The following is an 18,696-nucleotide window of genomic DNA, read 5'->3' on the forward strand; positions in this document are numbered from 1 at the left end:
GGCGCACTTGAAACATTTGAAAACTTTGAAACACTTGAAAAACTTAAAATTTTTGAAAACTTTACAAAATTTAAAAATCCTAACAAAACTCGCAAGATTTTTTCACCCCCAAGCGTTTAATTTTAAAACGCACCCATTTAGATTTGCCATTTTTTGCGCTACTATGCTTATTTTTGCGTATAGTGTGATTTTATTTTTTAGCTTTAATCCGCAAGGTGACCCCTTTAATGCGCGGTATTCAAAGGCGACTTTTGATAGAAATGGCGAGATTTTAAGCGTGTTTTTAAGCGAATCGCAACAATGGCACATAAAAACCACCGAGCCTTTGGGAGAGAAGCTGACACGCGCGATTTTGGCGTTCGAGGACAAGCGATTTTATAGTCATTTTGGCTTTGATTTGAGTGCGCTTGTGCGGAGTTTTTGGCATAATCTAACGCACAAAAATCGCAGTGGTGCAAGCACTATCACAATGCAGACTATTAAGCTAATGCGTGGCGATTCGCGCACTTATTTCAATAAATTTAGAGAGCTAATTTTCGCCCTAAAATTAGAGTGGCTTTATAGCAAAGATGAGATTTTGTCAATGTATGCTAATAATGCCCCGTATGGCGGGAATATCGTGGGCGTGAAAACCGCCGCGCTGTATTATTTTGGCAAGTCGCCACAAAATTTGTCGTGGGGACAGGCGGCACTTTTGGCGGTTTTGCCAAATGCGCCGGGCTTTATGCACCTGCAAAAAAATACTGCGCGATTATTGCAAAAGCGCGACAATCTGCTAAAAAAGCTAAACGCACAAGGATTTATCGATGATGACAATCTCAAACTTGCATTAAGCGAGGGGTTGCCAAAGATTTGGAGAGAGAAAAATATCGCGCCACATTTATCGCTTCGCCTTGCAAATGATTTGCGTGGTGGGCGCGAATCTAGTGTGAATCATTTGCAAGATTCGCAAAAAATGATTTCGCAAAACAATGCTTCGCCAAATATCCGCACTACGATTGATAAAACGCTTCAGATTCGGCTTGAAAGTGCGCTAAAAAACTACCACCAAAAGCTAAAAAATTTAGGCATTCAAAATGTCGCTGCGATTATCGTAGGGACGCAAAGTAGGGAAGTTTTGGCTTATGGCGGTTCGCAGGATTTTTTTGATATTGATGGCTTTGGGCAAATTGATGGCATTATCGCAAAGCGCAGTGTCGGCTCTGTGCTAAAACCCCTGCTTTACGCACTTTCAATCGATAATGGGCTAATTGTCCCGCAATCCAAACTTGTTGATGCGCCCACGCTGTGGGCAAATTTCAAGCCACAAAATGCAAATAAAAAATTCTACGGCTTTATCCCAGCGCAAAACGCGCTCATTCGTTCGCTAAATGTGCCGTTTGTCGCGCTTTTGCAGGATTATGGATATGAGCGATTTTTCTATAATTTGCAAAATATTTTGGGTTTTAGTGGCAATAATTTCGAGCAGTATGGGCTGTCGCTGATTTTAGGGACGAAGGAATTTAGCGTGGAGGATATTGCGAAAATTTATGCAGGATTAGGAAATTACGGCAGATTCGCGGATTTGAAATATATAAATTCAAATGATTTGTCATTACTAGATTCTGCGAACGCAGAATCTAGTCCAAATAATCCGTGCGAAGCACCCAAAACTCGCCCGCTTCGTGGTGCAAAAAATCGGGAGCAAACGAGCAGTAGTGCGAGTGCCGATTTTTTGCTAGAAGCGGAAAAGCGAGGCTCTCCCCCTAAAAGCGAAAAGCGGCAGCTTTTGGGGACACAATTTAATAGTCGGGGGGAGCGGGAGCGGGGTGCAGCCCTTTTGCGAAAAGAAACAAACGAATCTAATCCAAAAAATAGCGTAGATTCTGCGAATCAAACACAAAACGCAGAATCTAATGAACTTTGTCATTTTGAGCGAAGCGAAAAATCTCAAAAAAATAGAGATTCTTCGATTGCTTCGCAATCTCAGAATGACAAAATAAAGGCAGATTCTGCGAATTTTATGCGAGATTCTTCGCTCGTTTCACTCGCTCAGAATGACGAATCTAGCGTGGATTATTTCGATTCGACTATCGCCGAATCTCACAATGACGAAATGGGGGCGGATTCTACAACAAATCAGCAATTTATCTCACAAGGTGCAAGTTTTCTCACACTTCAAGCAATGTCAAAGCTAGACAGACTTGGCATCGAAAATTACTACAAAAATCAAAAGATTTTTTCGTGGAAATCTGGCACAAGCTACGGGCGCAAGGACGCTTGGGCGGCTGGGACTTCGCCAAAATACACCATTGTCGTGTGGGCTGGGAATTTCGATGGGAGCGCGAATCCAAACCTTTTTGGCGTAAATATCGCGGGTGATTTGCTTTTTAGTATTTTGGGCGATTTGGGGGATTTGGGCGGTGCGTTTGCAGAGCCAAATGACGCGCTAAAAAATATCAAAATCGATGAAATCACGGGCTACGCGTGGGATTCGCGCTATAAGGGCATAAAATCGCGTGAAGTGCCATATCCTAAAAATGCCCGTCCATTGCGAAAATCGCCATTTTTGAAAAATGTCTTTGTGGATAAAAATGGCAATGAAGTGGATTCGCAAAGCGGGGATTTTATCGGTGCACACGAGATTACACGGCTAAATCTGCCGATAAATTTGCTGGATTTTTACAAAGAGCAGAATTTGGAGTTAGACTTCGTAGCGAAAAATCCGCGCTTTAAACGAAATTTAAAGATTTTATATCCAAAAAATGGCATAAAAATCACGCCCACAAAAGACTTTGATGGCGAAAACGCGCTTTTAGCGCGAATCGCAAACCTAAATAATAGCAATGTTTTTTGGTATGTGGATAGGGAGTTTATCGGCTCTGGTGCGCAAAAAGTCCGTGCGTTAAACATAGATTCGGGCAATCACACGCTAACGATTATAAATGACAAGGGCGAGAGCGATAGCGTGATTTTCAGCGTGGAGCAGAATCTGCGCTAGATTCTGCGAATTTTGTGAGATTCTGCGAATCGCACGAAAATCGCAGAATCTACCACCACGCGTCATTGCGAGGCGAATCATAATTCGCGCAAAGCAATCTATTTTAGAGATTCTAAACCACTATGCTTTCAAACTCTCTTATCGCGCTTTGCAAGTCGCTTTTTATCATATTAGCGATTTCACGCGGAGCAGGCAAATCTTCCAAATCCCCCAAACTCTCATCTTTTAGCCAAAAAATATCCAAATTTGCCTTATCCCTTGCCAAAATTTCCTCCGCGCTAAATGCCCTAAATCGCTCACTCTCCACGCGCCTAGACAAAATATCTGCAAAATCCAATTCACCAAAATCGCTAGGCAACTCCCCCGCGTAAAAGCACCGCTCAAAGTCGCTTAAATGCTCCGCGCTCAAAGGATTGCTAACCAAACTTAAATTGACATTACTTCGCAAGTCATACACCCACACTTTTTGCGTCCGTAGCCCCTTGCTCAAAGGTTCGTATTTGTCAAAAAACAGCACATTTGCTTTCACGCCCTGTGCGTAAAATATCCCTGTTGGCAGACGCAAAATCGTATGCAAATCAAACTCACTCAAAAGTCGCTTACGCACTCGCTCCCCAGCCCCGCCCTCGAAAAGCACATTATCAGGTAGCACCACAGCGGCTTTGCCACCGATTTTTAGCAGACTCATAATGTGTTGCAAAAAATTTAGCTGTTTGTTGCTCGTAGTGGCGATAAAATCCTCCCTCGTATATGTTTCACTCTCGCGTTTCACGCTCCCATCTTCGCCCATTATTTTGGTGCTAGATTTTTTGCCAAAGGGCGGATTTGTGAGAATTATATCAAATCGCACATTGCCCAGCTCCAAAAGCGAATCGCCCTCCACGACTAATGGGCGTTGCGCCTTTTTCGCGCATAAGCTAGAATCCGCGCCCGTTTGCCTAACGCTATCAAACCCCACGCCAAGCCCGTGCAAAAAGAGATTCATAGCGCATAGGCTTACCACAAGTGGCGTTATATCCTTGCCATAGAGCTTATCCTCACGCAATGCGCGCAAAATCTCGCTATCTTTACTCTGCGCTTTCATATACGCATAAGCCGCGAGTAAAAATCCACCCGTCCCACACGCAGGGTCGCACACGGACATTTGCGGTGTAGGGCGCATAAGTCGCACGATACTCTCACACAGCACACGCGGGGTGAAATACTGCCCCGCCCCAGCCTTTGTCTCCGTAGCGTTTTTTGCCAAAAGTCCCTCATAAATCGCGCCTTTGACATCGACACTAAGCCCTAGCCAAGTCTCCCCATCGACTAGGCTTATGAGCCTTTTTAGTTTGGCGGGTTCGGTGATTTTGTTTTGCGCTTTTTGATAAATCGTGCCGACTATCCCGCCTTGTTTGGATAGTTCGCTTAATGCCCTGCTATACGCGCCTTCTAACTCCAAACCATCAAGCTTTTTTAAAATCTCCCAGCGAAATTCAAGCGGGATTAGCGAAGTTGCGCTAGGATTCACGCTTGCGATTTCGCTCTCCATTTTTAAGAAAAGCAGGTAGCTAAGCTGTGCGACATAGTCTGTGTAGCTTACACCGCTATCGCGCAATATATTTGCGTAGTCCCAAACCTTTGCGATTAGATTTTGTGCGTTCATTTTGCCTCCGTTTGTTGAGATTAAATTCTATTGTGTTAAAAATTTGCCAGATTTTTAACACATTTTTTCAATATGTTAAAATCTAATCCAAAATCTAACATATTCCTTTCCTAAAAATATCACAAAGTCCAACATTGACATAGTAATGATTTTTGCCAATCTTTATGCAACGCAAGATTTTCAACTCTTCGCATATTTTGAGATATTTTGAAGTAGTTTGCCTTGTGGTGTTAAGCGTTTTCATTACAGATTCTATCCTTGTGTATGGGTGGATAAACAACGCTTCTAAAAAATCTTTTGTATAAAAGCTCGTATTTTGTCGTAGTATGTTTTTTGTGTTTTGCATAAGATTTTGGATAGTTTTTATCGTTTCATTTGTCGCTTTTGCTGTTTGCTCTATGCCTATAAGCATATAGCTTATCCACTCTTCCCACGCACTCTCATTGCGCACTTTTTGGAGTAGCTCATAATACCTTGCCTTATGTCGCACGATATAGCCACTAAGATAAAGTATAGGTAAGTCCAAAAGTCCTTTATACACGAGATAAAGCACATTTATGATTCTCCCGCTTCTGCCATTGCCATCATAAAATGGGTGTATGCTTTCAAATTGATAATGTATGATTGCCATTTTGATTAAAGGGTCAAAATCTTGCAAACTATCATCGTTAATATATTTTTCTAAATTTCCCATTAAGCGCACTATGTCATTGTATTTTTGTGGCGGTATATGCTTTATTTCACCTGTAGCTGGATTTTTTAGCATTGTGCCACTTTGTCGTCTAAATCCTGCATTATTGCGTTCTAGCTTTTTTTGAATCGCTAAAATATGCGAATTTACAAACAGATTATTTCTAGCAATAAGCCAAAATCCTATCTCCAAAGCCTTTGCATAATCCCGCACTTCCTTTGTCGCCTGTGTCATTTTGCTATCATCTACACTCGCTAAAAACAGCTCATCGTGTGTGGTAATGATATTTTCTATCTCACTAGAATCTTTTGCTTCTTGCAATGCTAGGGCATTTATGAGTATATATCTATTTGGGATAGTTTTTGCTACGCCATTTAGCTCACTTAAAGCCCTTGAAGCCGATACAAGTAGCTTATATCCACTTGCGCTTATGTGGATATTTAGCGGAAGTTCATCAGGGATAAATTCTTTCATTACAGCCACTTTCTTTTTGATATGTTAAAAAATCTTAAAATTTTTAACATTATAGCTAGATATGTTAAAAGAATCAAATTTTTTTAACATATTAACTAATTTGTCCTATCCATTTTGGTGAGATTTTGCGCAGCAAAATCGTGGCAATCTATTGTTTTCTTGTGGATTGCTTCGTTGCACTCACTTTGTTCGCGCACATCGCAATGACAATAAGGATTCACACTAGCTCACCTGCAAAGGCGGATTTGAGTAGGCTTGATTTGAGTTGCTTTGCGTTTTTTAGGGCGGATTCTATAAATTCGCTTGTTTTGTCCGCGATTTTAAAATGCTTTTCTAAAATCTCTACGATTTGCTTTTGGGTTTGTAAGGGTGGAATTTTAACTTTTAATTCATAGGCTTGACTGCGACTAAGTCCGGGTTTGACACCCCTAGCATATTGATTTAAATTTAAAGTTTTAAGCAAATAGTATAAAAACATTAAATTATATTTTTCTTTGTCAAAAGTAATATAATATGAGACATCAAGCACCCAACAAGGCGAATTTGTTAAAACCAAACTTCCAACACTTCCTTTTCTGCCAACAATAATTGATGGCTCTTGAATCATATATTCATCGCTATAATCTTTAATGCCATTTGCAGCATAAACAGGATATTTACCACTAGCTTTTCTTTTTGTGTATTCTAAACCTTTGCCATAGGTAAATTCGCAAATTTCGCCAAGTGTTTTGATAGTCCAGCCTTGCGGGAGATTTGATGATTCTTTATCTGTCATTGCGAGATTTTGCGTAAGCCAATCGTGGCAATCTATATCTTTTTTGTGGATTGCTTCGCCTTGCTGTCGCAAGGACTCGCAATGACGATGAGAGTGGGTTGCTTCGGTCGCTTTGCTCCCTCGCAATGACGGCTCTTTTGTCAGTGTGCCGTTGAATGCGGATTTTAGTAGGCTTTGCTTGTATTTGGTTATATTATTTTGAGCGGATTTTAGGTGCTTTGTGCCATTATCGATTCGCGCAAATGCTTCATCAAGCCTTGCCACAATGCGCTTTTGAATATCAAGTGGCGGCAGGGGGATAGGCAAATTTTCTAAATCGCCAAATCTTAAATTATTGATATTTGTGCCTTTGGCAAATTTGACAATGTATTTTTTGTAAAAATCGCTTTGCAAAAAGTAAGCTAAATAATGCTGGTTTAATGCTTGATTCGTAATTCTAAAAAGTCCGCAAAATGCACCAAAAGAATAATCTTGCAAATTTTTTAAAATGATATTTTTGCCTACAATATGCTTACTGCCACTACTCATAGCAAATACAATGTCATTATCTTGGATAATTTTACCCTTTGCAAGTTCTTTTGGGACGATTTGCAAATCCGCTAAATCTAATTTTTCTTGGATATTGTTTGCACGAAGCAAAAACACTGAATTTGAAGTTTTTTCTTTGAGTAATTGTTCTTTTTTATAAGAAACACCACGAATAAAAATGCCGAAAGAATTTAGGGGTTTGATTTGCCAAGATTTTGGGAGATTTGAAAAATTTTCAGTTTGCATTAGTTTCCTTTTTTTATTTATGGATTGCCACGAATCTATGCTTTGCGCGTAGATACAGGGATTGTAAGCAATTCTCGCAATGACAGCGTGGGGCGATTTGTGTGAATTGCCACGCTTATAAAATCAAAATATAATTCTAACATTTTTACCTTTCTAAAATCCCATTTTACTTTTTGTGTTTTTAAGTATCACCCTGCTTTTAAGTCGCTTAGTCCGCTTAAAAGTGCGAAATTTAGCTCATCTAGCAATGGGGCGAATCTATCGCCAAAAAGGGCTTTTGCGACAAAGACTCCGTTTGTATCGCCACAAGCGTCATTTAGCCCTTGCAAATCATCATTTGCCAAATAAGCATTTGCGATAATATAGTCTTTTATGTGGATTAGAAATTCTAGTTGCTCCGCGCTAAAATCTATGCCCTTTTTGATTTGCCTACCTTTCCATAGCTCAAAGCGTGAATTTGCCACACAGCAAAAATTTCGCAACTCACTATCAAATCCTAGCTCGAATCGCACAAGCTGAATGAGATTTGTAAGCTTTGCTACATTTGAATTTTGGCTTGAATCTTGATTTTTTAGTGGCTTTACGCGTCCTTTTTGCGTGAGTGCGTAGGCATTCCACAGACTTGCAATCCCTAGCCCTGCGAATCTTAGCTTTTCGTGTAGTTCGTTTATGAGATTTCGCGTCAAATGCCTTTTGGCATAGCTTTGTGTGTAGATGATTTGCAATGCTTCTAGCTCGTCTTTGTGTGCTTCAATGAAATCTTTGAAATTTTGGATTTGTTTAAGCGCGTTGTCTGTTGAAAATTCGCCTGTGATGACTTCATCTACGCTTATATCATCAATGTAGATAAAGTTTTTACTTGCCATTTCAAGCAAATGTTGGCGCAAAAGCGGGTTGTTAAAAGGCATAAGCGCGGTGTCTTTTATCGATTCTATCTGCGCCTCGCTTTTGTCTGCACAAAAATCGCTATCAATGCACTCGCTCAAATCCCGCGCTAATTCGCGCAAATCTTTGCCTTTTTTATCATTTATCGCACTTAAATTTCTTGCTAGTTCATTGTCTTGTGGCGTGGCATTTAGCGCAAGTTTTGCTAGGCGATTGGCTAGGCTAGATATGGTGTCCTCATCATTTGCGCCCATTGCGACAGATTCTAGCAATTTTTTAAAGCTCACGCCCTTTTTGCGCTCTAATGGCGAAGAAATGGTTTTGAGACTCTCTGTAACGCCCACCGCGTCAATGACAAAGAAATGATTTTTGCCATTTGCATTTGGCGTAACTTCTTTTAAACTATCTTTATGAACCGTGCGCACACCACGCCCTAGCATTTGCTCATAGTAGAGCTTGGATTTGACATCACGCATAAAGATAAGCACTTCTAGAGGCTTTATGTCCGTGCCTGTGGCTATCATATCGACCGTTACGGCTATGCGAAATTTTGGACTTGTGCGAAACTCGGCAATCAGCTCTTTTGGGCTTTGTTTGCCTATGTTGTAAGTGATTTTTTGGCAAAAGTCATTATCAGCGTTAAAGACTTCTCGCGCTATACGGACTATCTCTTCGGCGTGTGCGTCATCTTTGGCAAAAATCAGCGTCTTTGGAATCCACGCTTCATTATTTGCAGAAGTATTGGCTCTCTCGGGGAAAAGTTGCGTGAATACGGAGTTTTTGTAGCATTCTAAAATGGTGTGGATTTGATTGAATGAGACTACGCTTTTGTCTAAATCCGCTTTTTTATACTCCAAATCCTCATCTATGCTTTCATAGATGAGTTTTCTTGTGCGTTTGTCGCGCTTTGGCACGGCAAAATGTCCATCACTTGCTTGAATAACCCCGCCTTTCTCGCTGATTTTTGTGGCTATGCGGAAAATCTCAAAGCCCACATTTACGCCATCGATTATGCTTTTTTCAAGCGGATATTGACTTACCATATTTTGCGCGAAAAATCCTAGCGTGTGTTTACTAGGCGTGGCAGAAAGCCCGATGATAAAGGCATCAAAGTATTCTAGCACTTGTCGCCACTCGCCATAAATGCTTCTATGGCACTCATCTACGATGATAAAGTCAAAAAAATCTATGGGGAAAGCGGGGTTGTATTTTAGCTCTTTTGGTGGTGTGTGCTGTGCGGTGTGCGAATCAAACGCTGAATGCTCTTCGTTGCTGCTATCAAATTCTGCCTCGCCTTTTAATAGTGAATAAAGCCGCTGAATCGTGGTGATGACTAGCTTTGAATCCTTGTCAATGTGGTTTGTTTGCAAGTGGTTTGTAATGTAGATTTCACTAAATTTGCGATTTTGAATGCGGAAATTGTCAAATTCTTTTTTTGCTTGTTCGCCGAGATTGTTTCTATCCACAAGAAAGAGAATGCGCCCTGCGTTTGCGTGGATAAAAAGTCGGCTTATGAAATTACACGCGGTGAATGTCTTGCCCGCACCCGTTGCCATTTGGATAAGTGCGCGGGGTTTGTTTAGGGCTAGGGAGTTTTCAAGCGCGGTGATAGCCTCTGCTTGACAGGGGCGCAAATGCGTAGAATCTAGCGGGATTTGTGGGAGTGTGGCTAGATTTTGTCGCAGAGTGCTTTTAGATTGGAGTTTGTCAAGCAGGGATTTTGGCGTGTGAAAGGCAAAAACGCGCCTTGCTCTTTTTGCTTGTGTGTGCGATTCGCGTAAATCAGTGAAAAATATCTCGCCTCCGTTGCTCTCATACAAAAACGGCAGGGGATTTGCCCACGCTTTTAGATTTGTCGGTAAATGCGTGGCGTAGTGCTTGCTCTGGGCGTGTGCGCCACTTGTGGGTTTGCCCTCTCTTTTTGCCTCGATGACACCACAGGCTTTGCCCTCGATGAAAAGTAGATAATCCGCGTAGCTACCATCACTCATTGTAAATTCACGCACGGCAACGGCTGAAATGTCCTGCCCTTGCGCTTTTGCAAAGCGGTTAAATTCTGCCTTATCTTGCAGGACAAATCCGCAGGATTGTAGCAACTCATCGATATTTATGCGCGTCTTTGCTTCGTTTTTCATAATCCCAACTTAGTAAAAAATTTATGGATATTATAGCGGATTTGTGCGCTGAATCTATATGGATTTGCGTATTTATTTCGTCATACTGAGCGAAGCGAAGTATCCAAAACGCGTGAATCTAAAAGCTAAATTCGCGTGGATTTGTAGAATCTACACAATTCTTACAATTCCATAGCGTTTGTGGCGGTATTTTAGCTTCATCGCTTTAAATGGCAAAATTAGCAAATCGCCCTTTTTGCGCCTATGCCACGACTTTTGTGTGAGTGCAAAAATCTCAAAGGCAAAATTATAATCACACGGATTTAAAGAGCGCGAATCTTGCAATTCACGCGTTGTCAAAACTTCGTTCGCATTTTTGCCAAAGATTTTTTGTGCCACAAAAGGCAGGGCAAAAAATCCCCAAAAATTTTGCGTGAATCCTAGCAAATACACCGCCACGCGCGATTCATAAACCATACTCGCATTTAGATTCGCCAAATCCACGCGCAAAATCTCATCAAAATTTGGCGTATTTAACGCCACTTCCCACCACAAATCGCTTAAAATTCGCCCATTTTGATTCATAATCCACGCATTGCTCCACGCCTTGTATTCCCCCGCAAAGTGCAAAATCATAGGATTTTTTAGTGATAAATTCATAGATTCACGCGTGTAGTCAAACTTAAAATGTTGCGATTCATCATTGCAAATACTTTGCAAAAAAGCGCGTGGCAGACAATTAAACGCAAAAGGTAATTTTAGGCGATTTTGTTCGACAATCACCGCATTTAGTGTATCTTGGTCGTGCATATCCAAATGATAATTTTTCATCACTTCAAAGCATTTTTTCGTAATATTTTCACGCTCCCAAGCCTCCAAATTTATCAGCATAAATCCAGCATTAAAATGTGACCCTGTAAATCTTATGTTAGGCAAATCCGTAGTTTTAGGTAGCAATGCGGGGCGTTTTTTTATAGCATTATTTAAAATATAATCTTTTACTACGCCAACAATCGATTCGCCCATTTTAAGCGTCCAAAGTTCGCGCAAATCACCTACCACAAGCATATCAATATCCAAATACAAGCAAATCTCACAATCCTTTGGCATAAAGCGCAGGATAAAAAAGCGAAAATATGTCAAATAATTGCCATTTAGCGTGGGCAGTCCGCTAAAAAGCGCAGATTCGCAGATATGAATGTGAATCTCGCAAGGATAGATTTGGCTTAATTTTTGTGCAAGGGCGGTGAATTTGGTGCGCGAATCTACGCTAAAATAATCGCTAAAAATGTGAAAAATGTAGCCTTCGCGCTTTTGGGATTCGCTCAAACGCTCAAAATTTTGCTTTGGATAAGAATCTAATGCGCTTTCTAATGCGATTTGGGGCGTAAAAGTGCCTATTTCGCGCGAATTACTCTCTCTCTCTCTCTCTCTCTCTCGTGGCGCAAAGAAATCGCTAAAAGATTTTGTGCAATCCGTGCTTTTCACAATGCTAGAAATAAGCACAGCGGTGTATTTGGCGTAAGGCTCGTTGGCACAAAGGCAAATGTGAAACATTGGCGTCCTTTGGGTGTATTTATGTGAATGCGAATTTTAGCAGAAAAATGTGAAAATTTTGGGGATTTGCGATAATGTTTGGATTGCTTCGGGCTTTTCAAAAAAAGCCCTCGCAATGACGGCGGGTGGCGATTCTATTTTGATTTTTGGATTGCTTCGATGCGCGTTGTGAATCTCGCAATGACAGAAAATAAACGCGCTAGATTCTGCGAATTTTGTGAGATTCTGCACTTCGCACGAAAAACGCAGAATCTACATATTTTCCTCAAACCATTCGGCGATTTCGCTACGAATCGTATTTTTTAGCTGAATTCCGCTTAAAAAGTCGCTATTTTGCGCCTTTTGGAGTAGCGTAACTGCGCCATTGCGAAATTTGCTTAGATATGGATGGTCAATTTGCTTCCAATCGCCCAAAAATGCGATTTTGCAATCCTGTGCGATTCGTGTGCCTATGAGTTTGATTGTCGCATCGGAGGCATTTTGCGCCTCATCAAAGATGACAAATTTTCGCGCAATACTCACACCCCTAGCGTGTGCGATGTCCATCACTTCGATATTGTGCTTTTTGATGAAATACTCCGTTGCGTCCTTTTTTTCGATAGTATTCACATCGCCACTATATTCGATTTTTTTGGCTAGTGAGCTTTCTTGGAGTTTGTCGATGGTGAAATTTATCGCGCTATAAAGCGGATACATAAAGTAGCTAAGTTTTTGGCTCTCATCGCCCTTGCGAAAGCCTAACTCTGCCTCTTTGTCATTTGATGTGATTGTGTTTCGCATATAGATTATGCCCTCAACTGCGCCATTTTTTACAAGCGTTAGCCCTGCTTGAAGTGAGATTAGCGTTTTGCCGCTGCCTGTGCTACCTGTGATGATGCTTACTTTGTTTTTTAGGTGGATTAGCATTGCGTAAAGTAGCTTTTGCTCCAAATTTATGGGGCGAATGTAGGGCGCGTTTTCTTCGATTATAGCGTCTAAATTTTGCTCTTCAAATTTGCCATCGATTTTAAAGCCAAACTTCTTTTTGCCCGTTAGATAAAGCGATGAATCCGTATTGTCCTGCTCCAAAAGCTCAATTATGCTCCAATCTTTTAGCTTTTTAAAATCCGCATTTTGCGACAAAGATTGGGGCGATGAATCCTTATGCAAATTAAACGCAAAGGCAAAATTTATATCGCTAGGATTTTCAACCATATTGCGAAACATTGATTCAGCGCGCACACCCTGCGAAATGGCACGAATCTTTAATGCAATGTCATTTGTCAGCAAAATAAAATCATAATCCTTTGCAACCTCCAAGATTCGGCTGTCATTTAGCGAATACTCCAAATTTTGCGTTTTATACGCACTTCGATAAATAATAAAAATATCAAACTCCGCGTCTTTGAAGCAAATCTTATAAATATTATCGCCGTTTTTGGTGCGCCCTTTGGCGATTTCTGTCGCACTTGAATTAAGCGCACGAAAAAACTCTCTACTAAAATATCCTAGCTCATTTTGCAAATCCTTTTTTTTATCCAATTCGTAAAGCACGATTTCGGAGATATAGACTTCATTTTCCCCGCCTTGCGATATAAATGATAGATTCGCAATGTCATCCAAAATGATTGAAGTATCCAAAATGTAGCGTTTCTTTTTTGTGATTCTTGCCAAAAATTTGCCCCCTTTTAAGCGTAAAAATGCGAAATTTAAATATAATTTCGCGTTCCAAAAATGGAATTGTAAAATATTTTTGATTAAAGGAGAATTCAAATGAGTGTAAAACTAAAAGGAAGCCCCGTAAAACTCGTGGGCGATGAAGTAAAAGTCGGCGATTTTGCCCCAAGTGTGAAGCTAAAAGGCAATGATTTGGGCTATGTGCTTGTGGGTGGCAAAAAGGATAAGATTCAAGTCCTAAATGTCGTCCCAAGCCTTGATACGCCTGTGTGCCAAGTGCAAACAAAGCGATTCAACACCGAAGCGGGTAACTTGCCAAATGTCGAAGTTTTTGTGATTTCTATGGATTTGCCTTTCGCGCAGGGGCGGTTTTGCTCGATTGAAGGCATTAAAAATGTAAAGGCGCTAAGCGATTTTCGCAACAAAGAGTTTGGCGAAAAATATGGCGTTTTGATTGATGATTCGCCTTTGAGCGGGCTTTTGGCAAGGGCTGTGTTTGTGGTGGATGAGAGTGGTAAAATCATTTATAAAGAGATTTGCGAAGAGATTACAAATGAGCCGAATTATCAAGACGCGCTAGACGCAATAAAAAATCGATAGATTTTGGGTGGCAATTTGTCTTTGGGTATGCGATTTCGCAGATTTGGTGAATCGCCACAAGGCACGGACGCTAAGTCCGCTATCCTTGTGTCGATTCACCAAAAACTACGAAAGCCATACCGCAAAATACTTCGATTGTTGCTTCACTTCGTTCGCAAATCCTGCGGATTGAGATTCTGCGAATCGCAGAATCTATTTGAAAAAAACACGAAAATCGCAGAATCTAGTGCGACTTTCGTCATTGCGAGGCGAATCGTAGATTCGCCGAAGCAATCCAAAGTATTTGTCATTCTGAGCGGAACGAAGTGTAGCGAAGAATCTCAAATTCTCCCCCTTCCCAAGCGCGTGAGTGTGGGATTTACATTGTATTTCCCCCTCCCTTGCGGAGGGGGATTAAGGGGGTGGGTAAAATGCTTAAAATTAGGTAAAATGTTTAAAATAATAGTATCGCAAAATTTAGCAAATTACCCCACCCCCCCCCAGCCCCTCCCGCAAGGGGAGGGGAGAGATTGAATTGTGCTATCCCGCAAGTGGCGGGAGTAAATTTTAAAGGTAGCCTTTGGATAAATTCATTTCATTTTTCGTAGATTTCTACAAAGACCCGCTTTTTAGCATTATCATAATCGTCTCTATCATCGTGCTAGTGGCGGTTGCAGACTACACACGCAATCGATTCAAGCAAAAAGAAAAGGCGGACGCACTCAAAAATTTCGCCGAAAATTTCAACTTTTATGAGATTGATAGCAATCTAAATAATGCCCTGAATCTATCCAAAGTCCCACACCAAACGCTAATTTTAATCGCGCAAATCTACATCAAAAGTGGCAATTTTGATGACGCGATAAAAATCTATTTGGCGATTTTGGATAAGATTAGCGATTTGAAAGATAAAATCGAAGTGTTTGAGTTGCTTGGAGTGGCGTATTACAGGGCAGGATTTATGCAACGCGCCAAAGATATTTTTATCGAAATCCTAAAACACAATCCACGCAACGCAAACGCCCTTTCGCTTCTAATGCAAACTTATGAGACGCTTGGCGAATACGCAAATGCGCTTGAAGTGGTGAGCTGTATTGAAGAGATTAAGGGCGAAAAGTCCCTGCAAAAGACAAGGACTTGCATAAAAATGCTAGTTTTGATAAATGATAGCTTGATGAGCTCTGCCGTGCGCGAAGGCGAGATTCTGCGGGTGATGAATGATGGCGCGAAAAAGCTCGCATTGCAGTATTTTTTGGCGCATAATGAAGGGCGGTTTTGGGAGATTATAAATGCAGAGCAAAATTTGCATAATTTCATCGATTTGCTGTGGCGAGTGCCAAGCAAAAGCGGGGCGATAAATGCAAATAAGCAAATCGCCGATATTTATCGCGCCAAAGGGATTATCGATGATGGCGTAGAGTGCGAGATTTTCGAGCTAGAAGCACTGCGAATCTTACGCAAACACTCGCACAAAAGGGCGGATTTGAGTTTCAAATACAAATGCACTTCTTGCCAAGCTGTCTTCCCCTTTGAATCACATAGATGCCAAAACTGCGCTGAAATAGGCGAAATGTCGGTAATTTTGGAGATAATTGAGCGATGAAAAAAGTAATAATTTTTTGCGATGGGGCGTGTTTAGAAAATCCCGGTGCTGGCGGGTGGTGCGCGATTTTAGACTACAATGGCGCGCAAAAAACCATCAGCGGCGGCAAAGCAAACACTACGAATAATCAAATGGAGTTAAGAGCGGTAATCGAAGGGCTAAAAGCACTCAAAGAGCCCTGCGAAGTGGAGATTGTCAGCGACTCAAAATATGTGTGCGATGGCATAAACTTGTGGCTAAAAAAGTGGATTGCAAAGGATTTCAAAGAAGTCAAAAACCCCGATTTGTGGCGCGAATACATCTCACACTCGCGCATTCACGCTGTCAAAACCACTTGGGTAAAGGGGCACAGCGGACATCCGCAAAATGAAGAATGCGACAAAATCGCCAAAATCGAAGCAGAAAAATTCAAAGGGATTCACATTAAGGACACGCTATGAGAATGGGCAAAACAAACAAAATAGGCAAAAAAAGGGTGGATACGGCGAAAGATTCTGCGAATCGCACTTCAACTTGTCATATTGAGCGAAGCGATAGCGTAGCGAAGAATCTCAAAAAAAACAAAAAAGATTCTGCGAATCGCAAAAAAATCGCAGAATCTAAAAATCCCATATCCCAAATGCGAGAGGATAAATCTCAATCTCTCCCCCTCCCTTGCGGAGGGGGATTAAGGGGGTGGGTAGTTTCTGCGAATGCAGAATCTAATAAAAAAAATCAAAAATTCGCTGAATCTAATGCAAAAAAAACCCACCCCCTAACCCCCTCCGCAAGGGAGGGGGAAGATTCAAACAAGTCCCCACTTGCAAGGGAGGGGGGACAAAAGAAAGATTCTACGAATCGCACACAAAACGCAGAATCTAAATCAAAAATCACAGATTCTGCGCCAAAGCACACATTAGATTCTACGCCCCAAAAGTTAAAAAATCCCTACACGCAAGGCGACATTTTCGCCCTACAAAAGGCAATCAAATATAACTTCAAAGATGAAAATTTACTGCGCCTAGCACTCACTCACAAGAGCTTTGATAAGCGCACAAATAACGAGCGGTTGGAGTTTTTGGGCGATGCGGTGATGGACTTAATCATCGGCGAATACGCATTCAAAAGCTTGGTGCGGTGCAACGAGGGCGATTTGACGCGCATTCGTGCGGCGATAGTGAATGAAAATAGCTTCGCAAATCTCGCAAACCGCATAAATTTAGGCGCATATCTCTTTATCTCGCACTCGGAGTCGCGCAACAAGGGGCGCAAGAAGCCATCGATTTTATCAGACGCCTTTGAAGCGTTAATCGGCGCGATTTACCTTGATGGAGGCTTGGAGAGTGCGCGTGGCGTGGCGTTAGCACTTTTGGAGGGCGAATATAAGGGCGTGGAGTTGGAGAGTCTCTTTGTGGATTACAAAACCGCTTTGCAAGAGCTGACACAGGCGATTTGCGGGGATTTGCCCGAATATGATTTGATTGCTTCAAAAGGACCAGACCACAACAAAAAATTCACAATGCGGGTGCTAATAAACGCACAAGAATTTGCCAAAGCCACAGGCAAAAGCAAAAAAGAGGCAGAGCAAGAATGCGCCAAAATCGCCTACAATCGCATAAAGCAAAGAAAGGGTGGCTCGTGAATACCTTTGGAGTGCGCCTTCGCGTAACCACATTTGGCGAATCACACGGACACGCCATTGGGTGCATAATTGACGGATTACCTGCGGGACTAAAAGTCGATTTGGATTTGCTACAAAGTGAGCTAAATCGGCGCAAGGGTGGGCAAAATCTCTACTCCACACAACGAAAAGAAGCGGATTGCGCAGAGATTTTAAGTGGCGAATTTGATGGTTTCACCACAGGTGCGCCACTTGCGCTAATTGTGGCAAATCAAAATACAAAAAGCAAGGATTATGAAAATATAAAGGACATTTTTCGCCCTAGCCACGCGGATTTTACATACTATCACAAATATGAAGTGCGCGATTATCGCGGTGGTGGGCGTAGCAGTGCAAGGGAGAGCGTGGTGCGCGTAGCTGCTGGGGCGTTTGCTAAAATGCTATTGCGCGAATTTAATATAAAAGTGCAAAGCGGGATTTTTGGAATCGGCGGGATTTTAGCGCAAAAAATATCCTTTGAAAATGCCCTAAAAAGCGAGATTTTTAGTTTGGATTCAAGCGTAGAAAACGCGCAAAAAAAGGCGATTGAATCTGCGCGCGAAAATCACGACAGCATTGGTGGCGTTGCGCTAATTTCAGCGCAAAATGTGCCAAAAGGGCTTGGCGAACCGCTTTATTATAAGTTGGATTCGGCGATAGGTGCGATGATGATGGGGCTAAATGGCGTAAAGGCGGTAGAAATCGGCAGTGGTATCGAATCTAGTGCGCGCTTAGGTAGCCAAAACAATGATTTTATCGATGAGCGCGGATTTGTCAGCAATCATAGTGGCGGGATTTTGGGTGGCATTAGCAATGGCGATGAGATTGTAATCAAAGTGCATTTTAAGCCCACGCCTAGCATTTTTCAACCACAAAGGACGATTGATAAAAATGGGCGCGAAGTTACGCTAAATCTCAAAGGACGGCACGACCCTTGCATTGCGATTCGCGGGAGTGTGGTGGCAGAGTCTCAACTCGCGCTAATTTTGGCGGATATGCTACTGCTAAATGCAAGTAGCAAAATGGAGCATTTGAAAAAAATTTATCGATAAAAGTGCGATTTTTCGCAGAATCTGCTTTAAGATTCTGCGATTTTCGTGCGAGATTCTGCGATTTTTAGATTCTGCGAAATATGTGAAAACGCAGAATCTCCCCTATTTCAGTGTGATAATGTAGCACACTCTCACGCGCTCGATTTTGTGGTAGGCGTTTTGGATGACAACTTTTGCATTTGCCATATTCACAAATTCGCACAAACCGCTCCATTGATAGTCCTCCGCGAAATGCGTCTGCATATTAAAAGCGGGGATTATGCGAGTGATTG

16 protein-coding genes are annotated in these 18,696 nt (G+C 41.7%); 8 read left to right on the forward strand and 8 right to left on the reverse strand.

The genetic code is table 11. The features are described from left to right. Positions 1–16 precede the first annotated feature (16 nt). Complete coding sequence (gene pbpC, locus ACWIUE_RS09925) at positions 17–2,980, forward strand: penicillin-binding protein 1C (RefSeq protein ID WP_454136593.1); 2,964 nt, start codon at positions 17–19, stop codon at positions 2,978–2,980. Here pbpC and ACWIUE_RS09930 read toward each other — a convergent pair. From ACWIUE_RS09930 to ACWIUE_RS09960, 7 genes are all read right to left on the reverse strand, one after another. Then, entirely contained in the window at positions 2,912–3,061 is a 150-nt protein-coding gene (locus ACWIUE_RS09930; protein ID WP_454136594.1) for a hypothetical protein, read from the reverse strand. The genes pbpC and ACWIUE_RS09930 overlap by 69 nt on opposite strands. A gap of 31 nt (positions 3,062–3,092) precedes the next feature. Beyond that, entirely contained in the window at positions 3,093–4,625 is a 1,533-nt protein-coding gene (locus ACWIUE_RS09935; RefSeq protein ID WP_454136595.1) for an N-6 DNA methylase, read from the reverse strand. A gap of 94 nt (positions 4,626–4,719) precedes the next feature. Next, on the reverse strand, positions 4,720–5,790 hold the full coding sequence (locus ACWIUE_RS09940) for a Fic family protein (protein WP_454136596.1): 1,071 nt from the start codon (positions 5,788–5,790) through the stop codon (positions 4,720–4,722). A gap of 95 nt (positions 5,791–5,885) precedes the next feature. Next, positions 5,886–6,011, reverse strand: a complete 126-nt coding sequence (locus tag ACWIUE_RS09945) for a hypothetical protein (RefSeq protein WP_454136597.1) — start codon at positions 6,009–6,011, stop codon at positions 5,886–5,888. Continuing rightward, positions 6,008–7,339 carry a restriction endonuclease subunit S gene (locus ACWIUE_RS09950; protein ID WP_454136598.1) on the reverse strand — a complete coding sequence of 444 codons (1,332 nt, stop codon included), beginning with the start codon at positions 7,337–7,339 and terminating at the stop codon, positions 6,008–6,010. Before ACWIUE_RS09950 ends, ACWIUE_RS09945 begins: the two co-directional genes overlap by 4 nt. A gap of 188 nt (positions 7,340–7,527) precedes the next feature. Further along, positions 7,528–10,359, reverse strand: coding sequence for a type I restriction endonuclease subunit R (locus ACWIUE_RS09955; protein ID WP_454136599.1), 2,832 nt, complete (start codon positions 10,357–10,359; stop codon positions 7,528–7,530). A gap of 150 nt (positions 10,360–10,509) precedes the next feature. Beyond that, positions 10,510–11,895, reverse strand: a complete 1,386-nt coding sequence (locus ACWIUE_RS09960; RefSeq protein WP_454136600.1) for a glycosyltransferase family 8 protein — start codon at positions 11,893–11,895, stop codon at positions 10,510–10,512. Between the two features lie 78 nt (positions 11,896–11,973). Between ACWIUE_RS09960 and ACWIUE_RS09965 the strand changes: the two genes are divergently transcribed. Continuing rightward, entirely contained in the window at positions 11,974–12,201 is a 228-nt protein-coding gene (locus tag ACWIUE_RS09965; protein ID WP_454136601.1) for a hypothetical protein, read from the forward strand. On the opposite strand, the gene ACWIUE_RS09970 is transcribed toward ACWIUE_RS09965, so the two are convergent. Continuing rightward, positions 12,148–13,548, reverse strand: coding sequence for a PhoH family protein (locus tag ACWIUE_RS09970; RefSeq protein ID WP_454136602.1), 1,401 nt, complete (start codon positions 13,546–13,548; stop codon positions 12,148–12,150). The two genes, ACWIUE_RS09965 and ACWIUE_RS09970, sit on opposite strands and share 54 nt — an antisense overlap. 99 nt (positions 13,549–13,647) lie before the next feature. Here ACWIUE_RS09970 and tpx point away from each other — a divergent pair, with 99 nt between their 5' ends. The 6 genes from tpx to aroC are packed head-to-tail and all read left to right on the forward strand — an operon-like array spanning position 13,648 to position 18,424. Then, positions 13,648–14,151: a thiol peroxidase gene (tpx, locus tag ACWIUE_RS09975; RefSeq protein ID WP_454136603.1), complete on the forward strand. Its 504-nt coding sequence runs from the start codon at positions 13,648–13,650 to the stop codon at positions 14,149–14,151. A gap of 3 nt (positions 14,152–14,154) precedes the next feature. Further along, entirely contained in the window at positions 14,155–14,664 is a 510-nt protein-coding gene (locus ACWIUE_RS09980) for a hypothetical protein (RefSeq protein WP_454136604.1), read from the forward strand. 46 nt (positions 14,665–14,710) lie between these two features. Beyond that, positions 14,711–15,733, forward strand: a complete 1,023-nt coding sequence (locus ACWIUE_RS09985; RefSeq protein ID WP_454136605.1) for a tetratricopeptide repeat protein — start codon at positions 14,711–14,713, stop codon at positions 15,731–15,733. After that, positions 15,730–16,173 (forward strand): ribonuclease HI, encoded by a 444-nt coding sequence (rnhA, locus tag ACWIUE_RS09990; RefSeq protein ID WP_454136606.1) that lies wholly within the window; start codon positions 15,730–15,732, stop codon positions 16,171–16,173. The genes ACWIUE_RS09985 and rnhA overlap by 4 nt, the downstream gene beginning before the upstream one ends. Then, positions 16,170–17,354, forward strand: coding sequence for a ribonuclease III (gene rnc, locus ACWIUE_RS09995; RefSeq protein ID WP_454136607.1), 1,185 nt, complete (start codon positions 16,170–16,172; stop codon positions 17,352–17,354). Before rnhA ends, rnc begins: the two co-directional genes overlap by 4 nt. Then, on the forward strand, positions 17,351–18,424 hold the full coding sequence (gene aroC, locus ACWIUE_RS10000; RefSeq protein ID WP_454136608.1) for a chorismate synthase: 1,074 nt from the start codon (positions 17,351–17,353) through the stop codon (positions 18,422–18,424). Before rnc ends, aroC begins: the two co-directional genes overlap by 4 nt. The last annotated feature ends 272 nt before the right edge of the window (positions 18,425–18,696 follow it).

It is taken from the genome of Helicobacter sp. 23-1045 (assembly GCF_053654655.1).